Here is a 16916-nt window from a genome sequence, read left to right on the forward strand (position 1 = left end):
CACCTAGTTGCACCAGTTCCCTTTCCCGCACCTCCACAGTCATGGTGAAACCCTGGGGGTACTGAAAGAAGATGGTGGGTACGATGAACCGGAAGCTGTCGACGAAGCCTGTCTCCAGTTCCAGTCGATCGATGAGCAACTGGTAGTGACACCAGATATTGTTATCCAGGATGAGCACCGGTTCTGCCAGGGGGATTTGTCCCGTAAGCCCTTGGGTTGCGTAGTGGAGGACACCGTCCCTGTGGGAAAGCTCCAAGGCCTGGGTCCCCTGGGGAGTGGAGATCTCCACCTGGTAATCTACAAACGTTCGGGTGACAGGGTCCACCGCGATTTTTTGTTCGATGGCCACCCCCAAAGCGGGGTATTCCACCCGGGATCTCCCCCCTAGCCCCTCCTTAGAGGAGATCTGTCCCGTCTCTGTGCCTAAGACGACGTGTCCTTGGTAGACTTCATAGGTAAAGGTTTGGTCTGCGCCGGCGATCCTGGTGGTGCAAAGGAGAACCAGGGTGAAAAAGGCAACCAGCCATCTAGCTTTGTACATAATAACAAGCCTCCTTGAAGATGCATGCCATAGTGCAACCCTTTATATATTCCACTTCCTGCAATGGTTTTCCTTGCTGGCAGCGGGTGGTAGCCGCTAGTAGCTCCAGGTTGGCCAACGGGGGCCCGGTGGGAGGATGCCTACCCCCATGTAGTTGCGTAAGACTTTCCCCTGGGTAGGACTCCGTCTAGTTACCAGCGCCTGGCTTTCCAGGCCCCAGAAGGGAATACTTTATCCGTAGGCGAAGATTAGACTCCCAGTGTTAGAATCTCCCTGTGGTGATTAATTGATTAAGGACAAGCAAGTCCATAACTAGATCGGACAAGGAGGACACAGAATGGCATCGATCATCACCTTTTTGTTTTTGACCTTTTGGGCCGTGGTGGTTTTTGTGCAGGTGACCGCGGCCATGAGTGTCCGGGAAGATGCTAAGCGTCGGTCCAAGCTGGCCTTAGATTTGCCTGTGGTGGTATGGACTGTTTGGGCCCTCATCTTTCCCGCAGTGGGTCCCTTGACCTATTGGCTGATGAACTGCGCGACCAAGGAGTAGGTCTAATACCTAGCCATCCTCCCCTAAGGACCGCTTCCCGTAGGATACTGCGGGTAGGCGGTCCTTTTTGTTTCTTTTCGCCCTCTTCCACCCTCATCGGAAGAACCGTGCATAATCCACCCCGGTGGTAAATATCTATGTAATACAAGCCTGAGTTTGTCCGACATAACGGGGTGAGTGCGGGTGTATATCAAGATCATCGGGGCTTTCCTGGTTTTGGGTAGCGGCTTTGCCCTCGGGCGCCTGATTGCCGAGACGTACAAGGATCGAACTAGGCAACTGGAGGAGCTGCAGCATGCCTTGCAATTGTTGCAGACCGAGATCACCTGTCGCCAGACGGCGTTGCCCGCCGCCTTAAGCAGTGTGGCAGACCGGATCGGGCAAGAGGTGGGCGGTATCTTTCGCACTACCGCTAAACTTTTGTCCCAAGGTAGTGGACTGACGGTGGATGCAGCCTGGCAGGAGGGAATCACAACCAGCCTTCCGGAACTGTGTCTGGCCGAGGCGGACGTGGCGGTGTTGCAGCGGCTCGGTAAGGTCTTGGGCGGTTCCAACAGCACTGACCAAGTGAAGCATCTAAAGATGGTGCAGGACCAATTGGCGGTGAATGGTCAGGATGCTAAGGAAGAACAAGAAAAGAATGTTCGGCTGTGGAATTTCCTCGGCGCAGGCATCGGTTTGATGTTGATCATCATGTTTTTTTAACAAAGAGGGGGTAATGGTGTGGATGTCAGTTTGATCTACCGCATCGCTGGGATTGGCATCTTGATTACGATCCTGAACATTTTCCTGCGCCAGGCCGGCCGCGAGGAGCAGGCCCAGATGCTAAGCCTTGCCGGTGTCATCATCGTCCTGTTATCCTTACTTTCCTTGATCGTCCAACTCTTCTCCGAAGTGGAGAAAGCCTTCTGGTGGTGACCATGGTCCAATTGGCAAGGGTAATCGGGGTGGGGATTCTGGCTACGATCTTTCTGCTCTTTTTCAAGGAGACGTATAAAGAATACGCCACGACCGCCAATATCGCGGTGGTGGTGATCATTTTCCTGGCTTTGTTACAACCCTTGGGGCAGGTGATCGGGCTCTTTCGGGAACTGAGCCGCACCGCCCACATCAACGATTTTTACCTTGGCATTGTGCTGCGGGCCATTGCCATGGGTTACTTGACGGGAATTGGTGCCCAGATCAGCAAAGATGCCGGTGCCGAGAGTATCGCGGGGATGATCGAACTGGCGGGAAAGGTTTTGATTCTAATACTGGCTTTGCCGGTGATTGCCGGGATTCTCGATGCCATACTGGGGATTATACCATGAAGGGAAAACACGTTTTTCTTCTCATCCTGTTTCTGTGTCTGTGCAGCGTACCCGCGGGGGCCTTTGAGTACGAGGAGCTTTTGGCGGCCCAGATCGACGAGTTGGGCCTTGAGGAGCTTTACCAGGCCACAGACCAGTTGGACGATGAAGCCAAGAAACTCCTTCCTTCCTTGCATCCCAGGGAGATCCTGGCGGGGGAAGGTTTGGGCCAATGGGATCCGGTGCGGCTTGCGGAAAGCCTGCTGCAGTATCTGGTTCGGGAGATCGTGTACAACCTTCGCCTCTTTGGCCGGTTGATCGCGGTGGTGATCCTCTGTGCCCTCCTGCAAAGCCTTCAGAAAGCCACCAAAGAATCCGGTGTGATCGACGTGTCCTTCGGGGTGAGCTTCCTGGTGATGGCCTACATATCCATCGAAAGCTTCAAGGCCGCGGTGGCTATCGGTACCTCCGCGATCGACGGGATGGTCTCCTTCATGCAGGCCCTGATTCCGGTGATGTCCAGTCTGCTGGTGGCGGTGGGTGGGGTAGGCTCCGCGGCGGTGTTGCACCCGGTGTTTTATCTGGCGATCAATTGGATCGCCTTTGCGGTGGACTACTGGTTCATTCCCCTGGTGGCGATGGCTACGGTGCTGGGGATCATGGGCAATTTATCTAAGGATTTGACGGTGGATCGTTTCGCGGCTTTGCTTAAGCAGGGGGGCATGGCAGTGCTCGGCCTGCTTTCCGCAGTATTCCTGGGGATCACTGCGGTTCAGGGAAAACTGGCACCGGTCTCCGATGGGGTAGGGCTACGGACGGCCAAGTTTGTTAGCACTACCTTCGTGCCCGTGGTGGGCAATCTCTTCTCTAACGCCATGGACACGGTGGTAGGAGGGGCGTTGCTCCTGAAAAACGCAGTGGGGGTCTTCGGTCTGATCACGGTGGCGGTGGTGGTGGCCTTTCCCTTGGTGAAGCTCTTTGCCTTGATCCTGGTTTACCGGGTGGTGGCGGCCTTGGCTGAACCCTTCAGTGATCCGCGGCTGGTGAAGATCATCCAATGTCTGGAAAGCAGTCTTTGTTACATCTTCGGTGGCGTAGCGGTGGTGGCCCTGATGTTTTTCCTTACGATCACTGTGATGGTGAGCGCCGGTAATCTAGCGGCTTTGGTGCGGTAAGGGGGGCGAGGGCTTGGTTTATCTAAAGAGTATGGTGACCAATTTGGCAGTGTTGGTGCTTTTGCTGGTGGGTCTGGAGTGGTTGCTCCCGGCGGGGGACGTACGCCGGATTGTGAAGGCGGTGATGGGGCTGGTGGTGTTGGCTACACTCCTCAATCCCCTATTGACCCTTTTGACCGGGGGCTGGTCTGCCCAATGGGGTGGTGTCTGGGGGACGTTACCTACTGCAGCCTACGAAGACCGGGGGGAACAGGTCATCCAGGCGGGACAGCGGGTGCTTTTCCAGCACTGGCAGCGGGAGATGGAAAAGCAGGCCAGCAGTCTGATCCTAGGCCTGGGGGATGTGCTGGCCTGCCAGGTGACCTTTACCATAGAGCCAGAACTGTCCTGTGTAGTCCGGGTGACCACTGTCAAAGATGGGGCGGTGGCGAAGAATTCCATTGCCCCCGTGGAGATTCGGGTCGGTGAAAGACCGCCCGCCCGGGGTGGGCTACAGGAGCAGATCTATCAAGTGCTCCATAATGCCTACGGGCTTTTGCCGGAGCAGATCGAGATTATATACGAAGGGGTGTAATGTTATGGAAGGACGAGGTCTATTCGGGGGAAAGAGGGAGGGCAGACCCTTCAACTTGCCCCATTCCCGGTTGCGGCTGGCCAAATACATCCTGGCCTTGGCCTTGTTTGGATTAGTCCTTATGATCATCAGTCCCACCGGACACACGCCCCAGCCGATGCCTACTACGCCCATTTCCCCGGAGATCAACGTCTCTATGGCCGGTGGGCTCGATCGGCAGATCTGGGGTGGTTACCTGGAGGAACTGGAGCGACGCTTGACCAGTGTTCTGGGCCAGATCCAGGGGGTGGGGAGTCTGCAGGTCTTTGTCACCCTGGAAAGCAGCGGCCGGTCGGTTTACGCCCAGGATGTCACCGAAGATGTGCGGACCACCTTGGAGCAGGACCAAAGTGGGGGTACCCGGGAGATTAACGAGATGCGGAGGACTACCACTTTAGTGCAGTTGCGCAACGACGAAAGCCGCAAGGAAGAACCGCTCCTGTTGGAGGAGTTTCGTCCCACCATCAGGGGAGTGGTGATCGTCGCCGAAGGGGCTGGAGATCCCCAGGTGGCCTTGATGCTGACCCAGGCGGTGCAGACCGCTTTGGATATCGGTGCCCACAAGATCGGAGTATATCCTAAAAGGTAGGTGGCTGTGATGTTTTATACCGTCAAATTCAACCGGATCTTTCTGCTGTGTGCCTGTGTTTGTTTCTTGGCCGTGGGGGTTTGGCTCTTGGGCCAGGATCCCAGTCGCTGGGAGGTCTTCCACCGGGTCCTGCCCACCACCGCAGGTCTTTCCGAGGAAGTTGCGGCAACGGTGAACACCCCGGTGGACCCTAGCCCCCAGACCATGCCCAAAGCCCAATATGTGCTGGAGCGGGAGCGGAATCGGGCCCGCCAGTGGGAATTTCTCCAAGAACTCCTTGCGGATCCCCACCTTTCTGCGGCCCAACGGCAGGAGATCCAGAAAAAACTGATGGAGCTCACCGAACGGTGGAGCTTGGAGATTGAACTGGAGAATACCTTGGCTCTTAATGGTTTTCAGGATGCGGTGGTCTTGCTTGCCGAGGAGGGAGCCAGTGTCCTGGTGGGGACGATCCTGACCGGGGAGCAGGCCATGTTGTTGGGGGACTTGGTGGCCCGGATCAGCAACCTTCCTAAGACCAGCATCGTGATTATGGACGGACAGTAGGCAGGAATACCTGGCAAGGATAGCGAAACAGTGTTAGATGCAGAACATAATTCTTGCCAGGTGTGGTATACTGTTCCTACCGTAGGTTGTAGGCGAGGAGGGTTGCAAATTGCATCTCGACGAGGTAAAGGAACTAATTAAGATCTTTGAGGAAGCCACCATCTCCGAGATGAAATTGGAAACCGAAGGATTCAAGTTGTCTTTGAAAAAGGGCGTGGCCGCCCCCGCAGCACCGGTGGCCCGGGTGCCCAGTGTTGAAGAGGTCCCTGCGCCACCGCCGATGCAGGAGGTTCCCGTGAGGGATCCCAACCAGGTGGTAATCACCGCACCGATGGTGGGGACCTTCTACCGTGCGCCGGCCCCCGATGCGGAACCCTATGTCTCCGTGGGGGACATGCTCACCGTAGGCCAACCGATTTGTATTATCGAGGCGATGAAGGTGATGAATGAAATCGAGGCGGAAGTCTCCGGTCAAGTGGTGCAGATCCTAGTGGAGGATGCCCAGCCTGTGGAATATGGTCAGCCCCTGTTTGTCGTGAGGACCAATTAAGAGCTGTAAGGAGAGGCTGATGATGTTTGAGCGGATTCTGATTGCCAATCGGGGCGAGATCGCCCTGCGGGTGATTCGCGCCTGTCGGGAACTGGGGATTTCCACCGTCGCGGTGTACTCGGAGGCGGATCGAGATTCACTGCACGTTCACTATGCCGATGAGGCCTATTGCATTGGGCCGGCACCAATGGCCCGCAGCTATTTGCACATACCGAATATCATTAGTGCGGCTTTGGTTTCCGGTTGTGAGGCCATCCATCCTGGTTACGGGGCATTATCGGAGAACCCACAGTTTGTGGAGATCTGCCAGAACCATGGATTGACCTTTATCGGGCCATCGATGCAGTGTATGGAACTGATGGGGGATAAGGCGAAGGCCAAACAGATCATGGCCCAGGCCGGTGTGCCGGTGGTGCCCGGCAGCAGCGGACCGGTGGCCGATGAGAAAGAGGCCATCGAAGTGGCGGAAAGCATCGGATACCCGGTGATGATCAAGGCGGCCCTAGGAGGCGGTGGCCGGGGGATGCGCATCGCCCGTAACCGGGAAGAAGTGAAACGGATGTTGCAGATGGCCCGGATCGAGGCGGAAGCGGCTTTCGGCAGCGGTGAGGTGTACATCGAAAAATTCGTGGAAGGGCCGCGGCACATTGAGGTCCAGATTCTAGCGGACCAATTCGGCCGGACCATTCACCTGGGGGAGCGGGAATGTTCCATCCAAAGACGGCACCAGAAGCTCATCGAGGAATCTCCCTCCCCCGCGGTGGACGAAGGGAAGCGGGAGGAGCTGGGTCAGGCGGCCATCCTAGGGGCCAAGGCCGTGGGGTATACCAACGCCGGGACCATGGAGTTTCTCTACGATCGTAACGGGAACTTCTACTTCATGGAAATGAACACCCGCATCCAGGTGGAACACCCGGTGACGGAGATGGTCACCGGTATCGATATTGTGAAAGAACAGATCAAGATCGCTGCTGGTCTACCCCTGTCTTACCGACAGGAGGATATCAAGTTCAACGGGGTGGCTATTGAGTGTCGGTTGAACGCGGAGGATCCCGAGAACGATTTTCGGCCCTGTCCGGGACTGATTAGGGAGTATCTACCACCGGGGGGACCGGGGATCCGGATCGACAGTGCCGCCTATTCCGGCTGGGAAGTCCAGCCCTATTACGACTCAATGTTTGGCAAGCTCATCGCTTGGGGGCGAACCCGGGAGGAAGCCATCAATCGGGCCAAGGGAGCCTTGGAGGAGTTCATCGTTGAAGGGATCAAGACCAATCTGGGCTTCCATCTGCGGGTGTTGGAGAACGATTCCTTTGTCCGTGGGGAGTTAAGTACGGATTTTGTGGAAAAATACCTAGTAAGGTCCAGTGGGCAAAGCTGAAGCTTGCAATTTCCCCCTGAGGTGTTAAGATTCTAGTGATCGCTGCTTCGAAGGATCACCGGTCAGCCGGGGTGGCGTGCCTGGTGTTGGGAAGGAAATACCGGTGGTGCGACGAATTTTCACAGTAGGTGAACCATGACCAGGAGGTGTTCGTGTTGACCGAAGCGAGACACGAAAGAAGTGATTTGGGCGAACTGAGGATCGCCAATGAAGTAGTAGGGATCATCGCTGGGTTGGCCGCCACGGAAGTGGAAGGTGTGGCAGGCATGAGCGGCAGTGTGGGCGCCGGTTTTGCGGAAATGATCGGGCGGAAGAACCTCTCCAAGGGTGTCAAGGTAGAAGTGGGTGAAGAACAGGCCGCGGTGGATCTTTACGTGGTTATGCACTATGGAGTCCCCATTCAGGAAGTCGCCTGGAAGATTCAGGAGAACGTGAAACGGGCGGTGGAGGGAATGACCGGCCTGGAAGTGGTGGAGATCAACGTGCACGTACAAGGTATCCAATTTCCCCAAGAAGAAAAAAAGGTGGAAGAGCCTAGGGTAAAATAGATGATCCCGAAGGGGGAGCAAAGATGACCATTCTTGATCGGGTGCTGGTCCTACTGGGCGCATTGTTGTTTGCGATTTCGGGATTCTTGCTGTTCTTTGTGGCTGGGGGATGGAACCCGGCCCTGGCTTTAGGTGAACTCATTTCCGGTTGGGCGCTCACCAACAGTCTGATACCCGCAGTTATCGGTTTTCTTGTGTTACTGTTGGGTGTCTACCTGTTCTTGCTGGCCCTGCGGGGACTGCCGGAAGAGCGGTTTATTGAGCAGGAGGCGAGCCTAGGTGTTGTGCGGATTTCCTTCCGGGCTTTGGAGCGCCTAATCTACAAGGCGGTCCGCCAGTTGTCGGGGGTACGGGATTTGGACATTACCTTAAAGGCCGCACCCGAAGGATTGGTGGTAGCCATTGGCCTGGAGGTACAACCGGATCTCAACATTCCCAGCGTGGTGGAGGAGGTACAAAGCTCTATTGCCGAATACCTGCTTAGGACTACGGGGATTAGTGTGGGCCGAGTGTACGTGGAAGTACGGCGTATCGCCAGAACGGAACAGGCAGAGGCTTAGGGCCTGCGGATGGAGGGCCTAAGGATGCAAGGCTATATGCGGGAGCTATTGGTATTTTTTCTTGCCCACAAGGGTAGGGTACTGGGTGCTATTTTTGGCCTGATCGCCGGTATTCTGCTTCTTAAGTATGGTTTTTGGAAGACTTTGTTGGTGCTGATTTGTACCGTTTTCGGTTACTTCATCGGTCGGAGGCTTGATGCCGGCCAGGAGCTCGGCGACTTCTTGCAGCGGTTGCTGCAACGGCGGGGCGGAAGTAACTGACGCAGATGGGGGAAAGAGGATGAGTAGGCGTGTGGCCCGGGAAGGCGTGTTACGGGCGCTGTTTCAGATGGATTTTGCAGGTGCCGAAGTTGATACGGCTATTGACTATGCCATTAATGATTTAGAGCTGACGGAGAACGGTCTCAACTTTCTACGGGAAATTGTGTACGGGACCATCGAGAAGATGGAGGAGATCGACGCGCTGATTAACGAGTATGCGGTGGATTGGACCGTGGAGCGCATGCCCACGGTGGATCGGAATATTCTGCGGGCGGCCATTTATGAGATTCTCTACAGGGACGACATTCCGGCTAGTGTGGCCGTGAACGAAGCGGTGGAACTGGCGAAAAAGTATGGAGATCGGGATTCCTTCCGGTTTGTGAACGGTCTTTTGGGCAATGTGGTGCGCCGGTTCCGGGAAGACCAATCTTAGGGTGATCCTGTGTATTCCCTCGGTATTGATACCAGTTGCTATACCACCTCGGTGGCCCTCGTTAGTGCCGCAGAAGAACTGATCCTAGACTTGCGCTCCGTATTGCCGGTAAAGCAGGGTGCCCGGGGCCTTCGGCAGTCCGATGCCCTGTTTTTGCATCTTCAAAACCTTCCCCAACTCCTTGAACAAGTCTTCTCCCAGGTGGATCATATTGCCGCGGTGGCGGTGACGGATCGCCCCCGGGCGCTACCCGATTCCTATCTGCCAGTCTTCACCGCTGGAACCACCATGGCCCGTTGTCTAAGCATGGCTTTAGGTGTTCCCTTGGTGACCTGTAGCCATCAGGCCAATCACCTACGGGCCGGGCGGTGGTCGGCCCAAGGACCAAAGGCGTCGGAGTTCCTCGCCCTGCACTTGTCCGGTGGGACGACGGATCTGCTTTTTGTGCGGGACCAGGCCGGGTCCTTTGATGTCACCCCCTTAGGGGGCGGGACGGATTTGCATGTGGGTCAGTTTGTGGACCGGGTGGGTGTGGCCATGGGCCTGCCTTTCCCTGCGGGAAGCGCACTGGAAAAACTGGCCCAAGAAGGACAAGTGGGTCGTCTTGAGTTGCCGGTGGCGGTACAGGAGCTGACGGTAAGCTTTTCTGGTCCCGAAGCCGCCGCGATGCGCTACTTGCATCAGGGTCAAGTGGCACCTCCGGACTTGGCCATGGCGGTACAGGTTTGTATTGCCAAGAGTCTTCAGCGTTTGCTACGCAATGCGGTCCGCCAGCGGTATCCCAAGCGGGTGCTGTTTGTGGGCGGCGTGAGTGCTAATCAATTTGTGCGGGCGTGGCTGCGGGAGCATTTGTCCGGTTGGGAGCTTTGGTTTGCCGACCCAAGATACAGCACAGACAATGCCGTCGGCACGGCACTCTTTGGATTGGGGAGGTAATGTGGTGCAGATACTCCAGGTAAGAGAACTGACCCGGCTGGTCAAGGGCCTGTTGGAAGAGGATCCCCGCCTGGGGGCGCTGGCCGTGGAAGGTGAGATCTCCAACTTCAAGCACCATAGCTCGGGGCACATGTATTTTTCCTTGAAGGACGAGGACAGTGTAATTAACTGTGTTATGTTTGCCCGACAGAATTTCCAATTGGGCTTCACCCCTCAGGATGGGCTGCGGGTGGTCTGCTTTGGCCGCATCGGTGTCTATGAGAAGCGGGGTACCTACCAGTTGTACGTGGCCCAGATGATTGAAGCGGGCGAAGGGGCGTTACAACGGGCCTTTGAAGAATTGAAGGCAAAACTAGCCCAGGAAGGCCTCTTTGATCCCACGAGGAAACGTCCTCTTCCCTTCCTGCCCCGGTGTGTAGGGGTGGTGACCTCGCCGACGGGCGCGGCGATTCGTGACATTATTAGCGTGATAACCCGGCGGCATCCGGGGGTGCGGATCCTCTTGTCGCCGGCTTTGGTCCAGGGGGAAGGGGCGCCAGAAAGTATTGTGGCGGCCCTGGAGTTGTTAGATGCCCAAGGTCTTGCCGATGTGGTGATCGTCGGGCGAGGTGGTGGCTCCCTGGAGGAACTGTGGGCCTTCAACGATGAACGGGTGGCCCGGGCCATTTATCGGTGCAGTGTACCGGTGGTGTCAGCGGTGGGCCATGAGACCGACTTTACAATCGCGGACTTTGTGGCTGATCACCGGGCGCCCACCCCTTCGGCAGCCGCGGAAATGGTGGTCCCCGACAGCCGACAGTTGAAGCTCAGGGTGCAGGATCTGGCCACCCGTCTGCAGGGGAGTCTTGGCCAGGGGCTGGCGCTTCGCCGGCGGCAGCTGGAGGCCTTGGAGAAAAGGCGGGCTTTAAGGCTACCCCAAGATCTGCTCGACCAACGATACCAGCGGCTGGACGAGCTTTATCGTCGCCTGGAGGTGGCAGAGCAGAGACTGGCGATGACCCGCACCCACCAGCTGGAAAAACTCATCGCCCGGCTGGAGGGCCTCAGCCCCTTAGGGATCCTGGCCCGGGGTTATGCCATCTGTCAGGATGAGACGGGGGGCGTGATTCGAAAACTGGCGGAGTTGCCGGCCGAGGGGGTATTTTGGATTCAGTTTAGCGATGGCCGGACGAAGGCCCGGCGCCTGTCTTGAGGGAAACACAGTATACAGGTGGGGAGAGGTACTATGGAGCTTACTTTTGAAGAGGCATACAAGAAACTGGAGGAGATTGTGGAGCAGTTGGAGACGGGCGAGCTGACCCTGGATCAGTCCCTGGCCCTTTTCGAAGAGGGGATCGCCTTGGTTCGCCATTGTCGACGCCTCCTCGATGTTGCGGAAAAGCGGGTGGAGATAATCTTGAAGGACGATGAGGGAATCCGGGTGACCGAGTTTACCAATGATGAGCAGGGAGTGGCATCACTGTGACGATTCAGACCTATCTGAAAGAACGGGCGGCCTATGTGGATGGGTTAGTGGCGCGCCTTTTGCCGAGCGAGACCACCGAGCCCGAGGAGCTGCACCGTGCCATGCGCTACAGCGCCGTCGACGGGGGCAAGCGGTTACGAGCGATCCTCGCCTTGGAGGCAGCGTCCATCGGGGGGAAGAATCTTGCCGGTGCGGAACTGGTAGCCGTGGCCATTGAGTTGGTCCACGCGTATTCCCTGGTCCACGATGATTTGCCCTGCATGGACGACGACGATCTGCGTCGGGGAAAGCCTACTAGCCATGTGGTCTTTGGCGAGGCAATGGCGGTGCTAGCGGGAGATGCTTTGCTCACCTATGCCTTCGAGCTTCTCAGCCGACTGCCCAGTGTTGGTGTATCCTCCCATTTAACGGTACAGGTCATCGGGGAACTGGCCCAAGCCAGTGGACGGGCCGGGATGATTGCTGGCCAAGTGCTTGACCTCCAGTGGGAGGGAAAGGCACCTAGTCCGGAGATCCTCCGCCGGATCCATATCTGGAAGACCGGGGCAATGATCCGGGGGGCGGTGCGCTGTGGCGCCATCATCGGTGAGGTGGGTCCTGAGGAGCTTAGCTTGCTGACGGATTACGCCGAGCATTTGGGGTTGGCCTTCCAGATTACCGACGACATCTTGGATGAGATCGGGGACCCTTTGGTGATGGGCAAAAGCAAGGGCAAGGACGTGGCCCAGGGCAAGCAGACCTACCCGGCGGTCTATGGCCTCGAGGAGGCGAAACGTCTAGCTACGGTGGAGGTGGCCGCGGCGAAGCGCTGTGTGGCTGGGCTTTCTGGTGGGGAATGGCTGGGTCGAATCGCCGATTTCGTCCTGGAACGGACCTATTGAGGCGCTTTACTCCGGAGTTCCTAATGTGCATCTTTTTGTGGATGCTGTTAAGGGTTGGCAAGTTGGCCTCTACCTGTTTTCGCGTTTTGGATGAGAAAGAAACTCTACCTCCACTCGGTTTCATGATGACAGAACAGGATCTGTTGCCGTAGGCGCTCGTCCATGGGGAAAATGGTAGGATTGGACGTACCGAAAGGTGCGCGCTGAAATGACGCGCAGGTGGTTTTGGGAGTTGTGTCAGTCTGGTTAAAGCGGGGCAGAAAGTCTGTTTGTGTTCTCAGAAGGTTAGATAGAGATGCCCGAAGCAAACGTCGGGTGATTTGAGCTCGCAGGTGTCATCCCTTTTCCTTACGTCTTCTGGTTGCCGGGCCAGCCGCAGTAGGCCTTCGTGCGGTAATAGGTCCCAGTGGCAGGGAAACCACTCAAAGTTCCAGTCTGCAACGATCGCGTGTCAACAGTGAATTGCTGACGATATGATTCGGAAATGCGAACAGAAGACTGGGTACGAATCAGGGCTGAGGCTATTGCTGGTGCAGCGCGATTGTGCTATGATAATGAATCTTGGGGGCTTGGCCTTCCTTGGCGTGAGTCTTTTCCAGCCTCTGGTTTTATGCTATAATGTAAACGAACGAAAACGGGTGGCGCAGTATCCTAGTCAGCACCCGCGCTTTCGAAGACGGGGCTAAAAATCCGTTAAAGGGCACATCGATGAAGTCCTTGGTGGTGGCTGCCGACGCCCAGTTGGGAGCTGCTGCTGGGGGTTAAGGAAATAGGGCAACCTGCAAAGGCATGCAGTGCTTGACCCTGTCTCCGCGGAGACCCAAGTGCGTGGGCAAACCTAGGAGGGAATGCCTACGGCTTGGGCTGAACCTGCACGTGGTGTCAGCCGGTATCGTGATGCTAGGTGCAGCGTAGCCTGCCTTGAGTGGTATGGTTGGGATAACAGGAATCAAGGCGATCTCCTTGCGGCCGAAGGAAATCGCCCTTTGCTGTTTGAAAGGCATACTGCAAAAGAGGCTAGAAAGCGAAGAAGGTGCTGTGGAGGAAAACTCCTAGGCTGTCCATCGTTGCTCAGGTTGGGGATTGCAGTGTGTACTAAGTGGCGATCCAGCTCTGTTCTTGGCGACAGAACGGAGGAGCGGGAAAGGGGAAACCGCCCGGCGGCAACGCCAGGGAGCGTTCTTGGGAAAACCTGCTGGACCTAAGGCACAATGTTTACCCAATCTGAGGCCGCCCGTCCTCAATTTGTATACAATGGAGTCACAAAAGAAACATAATGGATAACAACAGAGCAATTCGACATATGATCGTTACGGGTCTAGTAACCTTTGTGCTCTCCGTCGTCTTTTCTACAGTTAGTCGCACGCTTAGTAATCGGCTGACCTTTGGGCCAAGCCTTTTTTTATTACTGTTCATCGTCTTTATTGGTGTCATTTTTGATGTTATTGGGGTGGCGACCACCGCGGCTGATGAGGCGCCCTTCCATGCCATGGCGGCAGACCGCGTACCTGGTGCTAAACACGCGGTGCGGCTAGTGCGTAACGCCGATCGGGTGTCAACCTTCTGTAATGACATCATCGGTGATGTGGCAGGGACCCTTTCGGGAGCTTTAGCCGCCACCATAGTTTTCCAGCTGATTCGTGAACAGCCTAATCTAAATGAGTCAATACTAACAACACTAGTCATTAGCGGTGCCGCGGCCTTGCAAGTGGGGGGCAAAGCCTTTGGAAAGGGTTTTGCCATCAACAAGGCCAACGATATTGTCTACCGGGCGGCCCAGGTATTATATTTATTCAGTAGGATCCCCTTGGTGGGCCAGTTGCTAAGCCCGGAAAGAAAACCAAAGGGCAAAGCAGGGAGGCAGAAGGTATCAAAGCAGCAGAGAAGGGAAAGAAGGTCAAGGCGATGAATGGTATTTTGGCAGGAATTCAGTCGCCCCAGGACCTGAAAAAGCTTAGTCTTGCACAACTGAACCAGCTGGCAGGCGAGATCCGTGATTTCCTAATCGAGACGGTCTCGGTTACCGGGGGACATTTGGCGGCTAATCTGGGTGTGGTGGAGTTGACCATCGCGCTTCATCGGGCCCTGGACTGTCCGATGGATCAGATCGTATGGGATGTGGGACATCAATGTTATGTCCATAAGATCCTCACTGGCCGCAAGGAGCAGTTTGCCAAACTACGGCAATTGGGGGGCCTTAGTGGGTTTCCCTCGCCGAAGGAGAGTCCCTACGATTCCTTTATCACCGGCCATGCCAGTACCTCCATTTCTGTGGCTTTGGGTTTGGCCCTGGCTAGGGATCTGCGGGGTGAGGACCACCGGGTGGTGGCGGTGATCGGTGACGGTTCTATGACCGGGGGCCTGGCCTTTGAGGGCTTGAACCATGCGGGTCGACTCAATACCGATCTTTTGGTCATCCTTAACGACAACGAAATGTCTATTTCTCCCAATGTGGGGGCGTTATCGAATTACTTAAACCGGCTTAGGATGGAGCCTTCCATTTCCAAAGCCCGCTATGATCTGGAGAAGATCCTAAGGCAGATTCCCGGCCTTGGTGGTCCCATGGGGAAAGCGGTGGACACCATCAAGGACAGCATCAAGCACTTGTTGGTTCCCGGGATCTTCTTTGAGGAGTTGGGTTTTACTTATCTGGGACCGATTAACGGACATGATTTCCGCATGCTGCAGAAGGGGCTCCGGGAGGCCTTGAGCCGGAAAGGACCCATCCTTCTGCATGTTGTGACAGAAAAGGGTAAAGGGTATCCTCCCGCAGAGACGGATCCGGCCAGATTCCATGGAGTATACCCCAATAACGGCCAGTTGCCTGGCCCCAAAGAGTCTTTCAGTTCTGTCTTCGGACGGAAGCTGGTGGAATTAGCCAAAGACAACGAACGGATTGTGGCCATTACCGCGGCTATGAAAGAGGGTACTGGCCTAGGGGACTTTGCCGCCGCCTACCCGGATCGATTCTTCGATGTAGGTATTGCCGAAGGCCATGCGGTTACCCTCGCCGGCGGACTGGCCAAGGGCGGATTGCGGCCGGTGGTAGCCATCTATTCCACCTTCTTGCAGCGGGCCTATGATCAATTGATTCACGATGTGGCCCTCCAGGAACTACCGGTGGTCTTTGTCCTAGATCGGGCCGGCATTGCGGGCCCCGACGGACCCACCCACCATGGGGTGTTTGATCTGTCCTATCTGAGACACATTCCTAATATGGAAGTGGCCGTTCCCCGCTGTGGTGCGGAGTTGGAACAGATGTTGACCTTGGCTCTGACTAGGCAAAGTCCCGTGGCGATCAGATATCCCAATGGCCAGGCCACTACAGCTAGTGAGCCGGCACCGGTGGTTTGGGGCCAGGCGGAGGTACTGCGGGATGGTACCGATGTGGCCCTTTTTGCGGTGGGTCCCATGGCGGAAATGGCTCTGGAAGCCGCGGAGTTGTTGGCTGCGGAAGGAGTCCAGGCGGCGGTGGTGAACGTGCGTTTTGTGAAACCACTGCCTGGGGAGCTTTTCCACTGGGCCGAGAAAGTGGGCAAGGTGGTCACGGTGGAGGATAATGTCCTTGCCGGTGGCTTTTCTGCAGGTTTTCTGGAGGAATGTGCCCTCCGGGGGCTTGCACCCCAGGTCAAACGCTTAGGTATGCCGGACAGTTTTGTGGAACATGGGTCACGGGAGGAGCTTTTGCAGCGGCATGGACTTAGTCCCCGGGGGATCTTTCAGGCCGCCTTCGAATTGATGGGAAGACCTAAACCGGCGTTTCAACGAGGGACAGATTAAATGGCGAGCAAGAAACGACTGGATGTATTGTTAGTAGAACGGAAGTTCTTCGAAACTAGACAGCGGGCCCAAGCCGCGATTATGTCTGGGGCAGTGTTGGTGGATGGGCAGGCGGTTACCAAGGCGGGGACCTTCGTGTCGCCCGATGCGGAGCTTGTGGTGCAGGCGGACATGCCCTATGTGGGACGGGGGGGTCTGAAATTGGCCCATGCCCTGGAGCACTGGCAGGTGCAAGTGCAGGGACTTACTTGTCTTGATGTGGGGGCGTCCACCGGCGGTTTTACCGATTGCCTGCTGCAAAAGGGGGCGGCCAAGGTGATCGCCTTGGATGTGGGCTATGGGCAGTTGGCCTGGTCCCTGCGCCAGGATCCCCGGGTGGTGGTGATGGAGCGGACCAATATCCGACATGTGGAGCCAAAGATGCTGGGTGAGCCGATAGACTTGGTGGTAATCGATGTCTCCTTCATTTCCATTACCAAATTCCTGGACAGGATTAAGACCTTTCTTCAACCCCAGGGCCAAGTGCTTTCCCTAGTTAAGCCCCAATTTGAGGCCGGGCCCAAACAGGTGAGTAAGGGCGGTTTGGTAAAGGATCCGGTGGTGCACCGCCAGGTACTGGAGGGGATTGCGGCCTGTGCCCGGGCATGTGGTTTTAAGGTGCAGGGGTTTACCTATTCTCCCATCCGGGGGGCCAAGGGGAATATTGAGTATTTCATCTACCTCACTACAGACGGAAGGAACGGTCTAAGGGAAGAGGATCTCTTGAATGCAGTGGCCGCGACGGTGGAAGAGGCCCATCGTTTGTTGGAGTAGGCGTA

22 protein-coding genes are annotated in these 16916 nt (G+C 56.2%); 21 read left to right on the forward strand and 1 reads right to left on the reverse strand.

Going from position 1 to position 16916, the window contains the following annotated elements:
* Positions 1–541: hypothetical protein (locus GXX57_00595; GenBank protein ID HHV43152.1), on the reverse strand; the 541-nt coding region annotated here is incomplete at its 3' end.
* 337 nt (positions 542–878) lie between these two features.
* Here GXX57_00595 and GXX57_00600 point away from each other — a divergent pair.
* From GXX57_00600 to GXX57_00700, 21 genes are all read left to right on the forward strand, one after another.
* Positions 879–1091 (forward strand): hypothetical protein, encoded by a 213-nt coding sequence (locus GXX57_00600; protein ID HHV43153.1) that lies wholly within the window; start codon positions 879–881, stop codon positions 1089–1091.
* Between the two features lie 183 nt (positions 1092–1274).
* Positions 1275–1796 carry a stage III sporulation protein AB gene (locus tag GXX57_00605; GenBank protein HHV43154.1) on the forward strand — a complete coding sequence of 174 codons (522 nt, stop codon included), beginning with the start codon at positions 1275–1277 and terminating at the stop codon, positions 1794–1796.
* An 18-nt stretch (positions 1797–1814) separates the two neighbouring features.
* The gene (gene spoIIIAC / locus GXX57_00610) at positions 1815–2009 is read left to right on the forward strand and encodes a stage III sporulation protein AC (GenBank protein ID HHV43155.1); all 195 of its coding nucleotides are present in this window, start codon (positions 1815–1817) and stop codon (positions 2007–2009) included.
* Positions 2003–2401, forward strand: a complete 399-nt coding sequence (spoIIIAD, locus tag GXX57_00615; GenBank protein HHV43156.1) for a stage III sporulation protein AD — start codon at positions 2003–2005, stop codon at positions 2399–2401. Before spoIIIAC ends, spoIIIAD begins: the two co-directional genes overlap by 7 nt.
* Complete coding sequence (gene spoIIIAE, locus GXX57_00620) at positions 2398–3555, forward strand: stage III sporulation protein AE (GenBank protein HHV43157.1); 1158 nt, start codon at positions 2398–2400, stop codon at positions 3553–3555. Before spoIIIAD ends, spoIIIAE begins: the two co-directional genes overlap by 4 nt.
* Positions 3556–3568: 13 nt before the next feature.
* Complete coding sequence (locus GXX57_00625; GenBank protein ID HHV43158.1) at positions 3569–4129, forward strand: hypothetical protein; 561 nt, start codon at positions 3569–3571, stop codon at positions 4127–4129.
* A 4-nt stretch (positions 4130–4133) separates the two neighbouring features.
* Complete coding sequence (locus GXX57_00630; GenBank protein HHV43159.1) at positions 4134–4757, forward strand: hypothetical protein; 624 nt, start codon at positions 4134–4136, stop codon at positions 4755–4757.
* Positions 4758–5303, forward strand: a complete 546-nt coding sequence (locus GXX57_00635) for a SpoIIIAH-like family protein (GenBank protein ID HHV43160.1) — start codon at positions 4758–4760, stop codon at positions 5301–5303. It begins immediately after the preceding gene.
* A gap of 109 nt (positions 5304–5412) precedes the next feature.
* Entirely contained in the window at positions 5413–5853 is a 441-nt protein-coding gene (accB, locus tag GXX57_00640; protein HHV43161.1) for an acetyl-CoA carboxylase biotin carboxyl carrier protein, read from the forward strand.
* A gap of 22 nt (positions 5854–5875) precedes the next feature.
* Positions 5876–7234, forward strand: a complete 1359-nt coding sequence (accC, locus tag GXX57_00645) for an acetyl-CoA carboxylase biotin carboxylase subunit (GenBank protein HHV43162.1) — start codon at positions 5876–5878, stop codon at positions 7232–7234.
* A gap of 146 nt (positions 7235–7380) precedes the next feature.
* Positions 7381–7782, forward strand: coding sequence for an Asp23/Gls24 family envelope stress response protein (locus GXX57_00650; protein HHV43163.1), 402 nt, complete (start codon positions 7381–7383; stop codon positions 7780–7782).
* Between the two features lie 23 nt (positions 7783–7805).
* Positions 7806–8342: an alkaline shock response membrane anchor protein AmaP gene (gene amaP, locus GXX57_00655; GenBank protein ID HHV43164.1), complete on the forward strand. Its 537-nt coding sequence runs from the start codon at positions 7806–7808 to the stop codon at positions 8340–8342.
* A 24-nt stretch (positions 8343–8366) separates the two neighbouring features.
* Positions 8367–8603 carry a DUF2273 domain-containing protein gene (locus tag GXX57_00660; GenBank protein HHV43165.1) on the forward strand — a complete coding sequence of 79 codons (237 nt, stop codon included), beginning with the start codon at positions 8367–8369 and terminating at the stop codon, positions 8601–8603.
* 19 nt (positions 8604–8622) lie between these two features.
* Positions 8623–9036, forward strand: coding sequence for a transcription antitermination factor NusB (gene nusB, locus GXX57_00665; protein HHV43166.1), 414 nt, complete (start codon positions 8623–8625; stop codon positions 9034–9036).
* Between the two features lie 9 nt (positions 9037–9045).
* Complete coding sequence (locus GXX57_00670; GenBank protein ID HHV43167.1) at positions 9046–9972, forward strand: O-sialoglycoprotein endopeptidase; 927 nt, start codon at positions 9046–9048, stop codon at positions 9970–9972.
* Between the two features lie 4 nt (positions 9973–9976).
* The gene (gene xseA, locus GXX57_00675; GenBank protein ID HHV43168.1) at positions 9977–11164 is read left to right on the forward strand and encodes an exodeoxyribonuclease VII large subunit; all 1188 of its coding nucleotides are present in this window, start codon (positions 9977–9979) and stop codon (positions 11162–11164) included.
* A gap of 33 nt (positions 11165–11197) precedes the next feature.
* Positions 11198–11437 (forward strand): exodeoxyribonuclease VII small subunit, encoded by a 240-nt coding sequence (xseB, locus tag GXX57_00680; protein ID HHV43169.1) that lies wholly within the window; start codon positions 11198–11200, stop codon positions 11435–11437.
* On the forward strand, positions 11434–12318 hold the full coding sequence (locus tag GXX57_00685; GenBank protein ID HHV43170.1) for a polyprenyl synthetase family protein: 885 nt from the start codon (positions 11434–11436) through the stop codon (positions 12316–12318). Before xseB ends, GXX57_00685 begins: the two co-directional genes overlap by 4 nt.
* Positions 12319–13621: 1303 nt before the next feature.
* Positions 13622–14227 (forward strand): hypothetical protein, encoded by a 606-nt coding sequence (locus GXX57_00690; GenBank protein HHV43171.1) that lies wholly within the window; start codon positions 13622–13624, stop codon positions 14225–14227.
* The gene (locus GXX57_00695; protein ID HHV43172.1) at positions 14224–16098 is read left to right on the forward strand and encodes a 1-deoxy-D-xylulose-5-phosphate synthase; all 1875 of its coding nucleotides are present in this window, start codon (positions 14224–14226) and stop codon (positions 16096–16098) included. Before GXX57_00690 ends, GXX57_00695 begins: the two co-directional genes overlap by 4 nt.
* Positions 16099–16911 (forward strand): TlyA family RNA methyltransferase, encoded by an 813-nt coding sequence (locus GXX57_00700; GenBank protein HHV43173.1) that lies wholly within the window; start codon positions 16099–16101, stop codon positions 16909–16911.
* Positions 16912–16916 lie beyond the last annotated feature (5 nt).

This window comes from Bacillota bacterium (assembly GCA_012839765.1).
Taxonomy (GTDB): Bacteria; Bacillota; Limnochordia; order DUMW01; family DUMW01; genus DUMW01.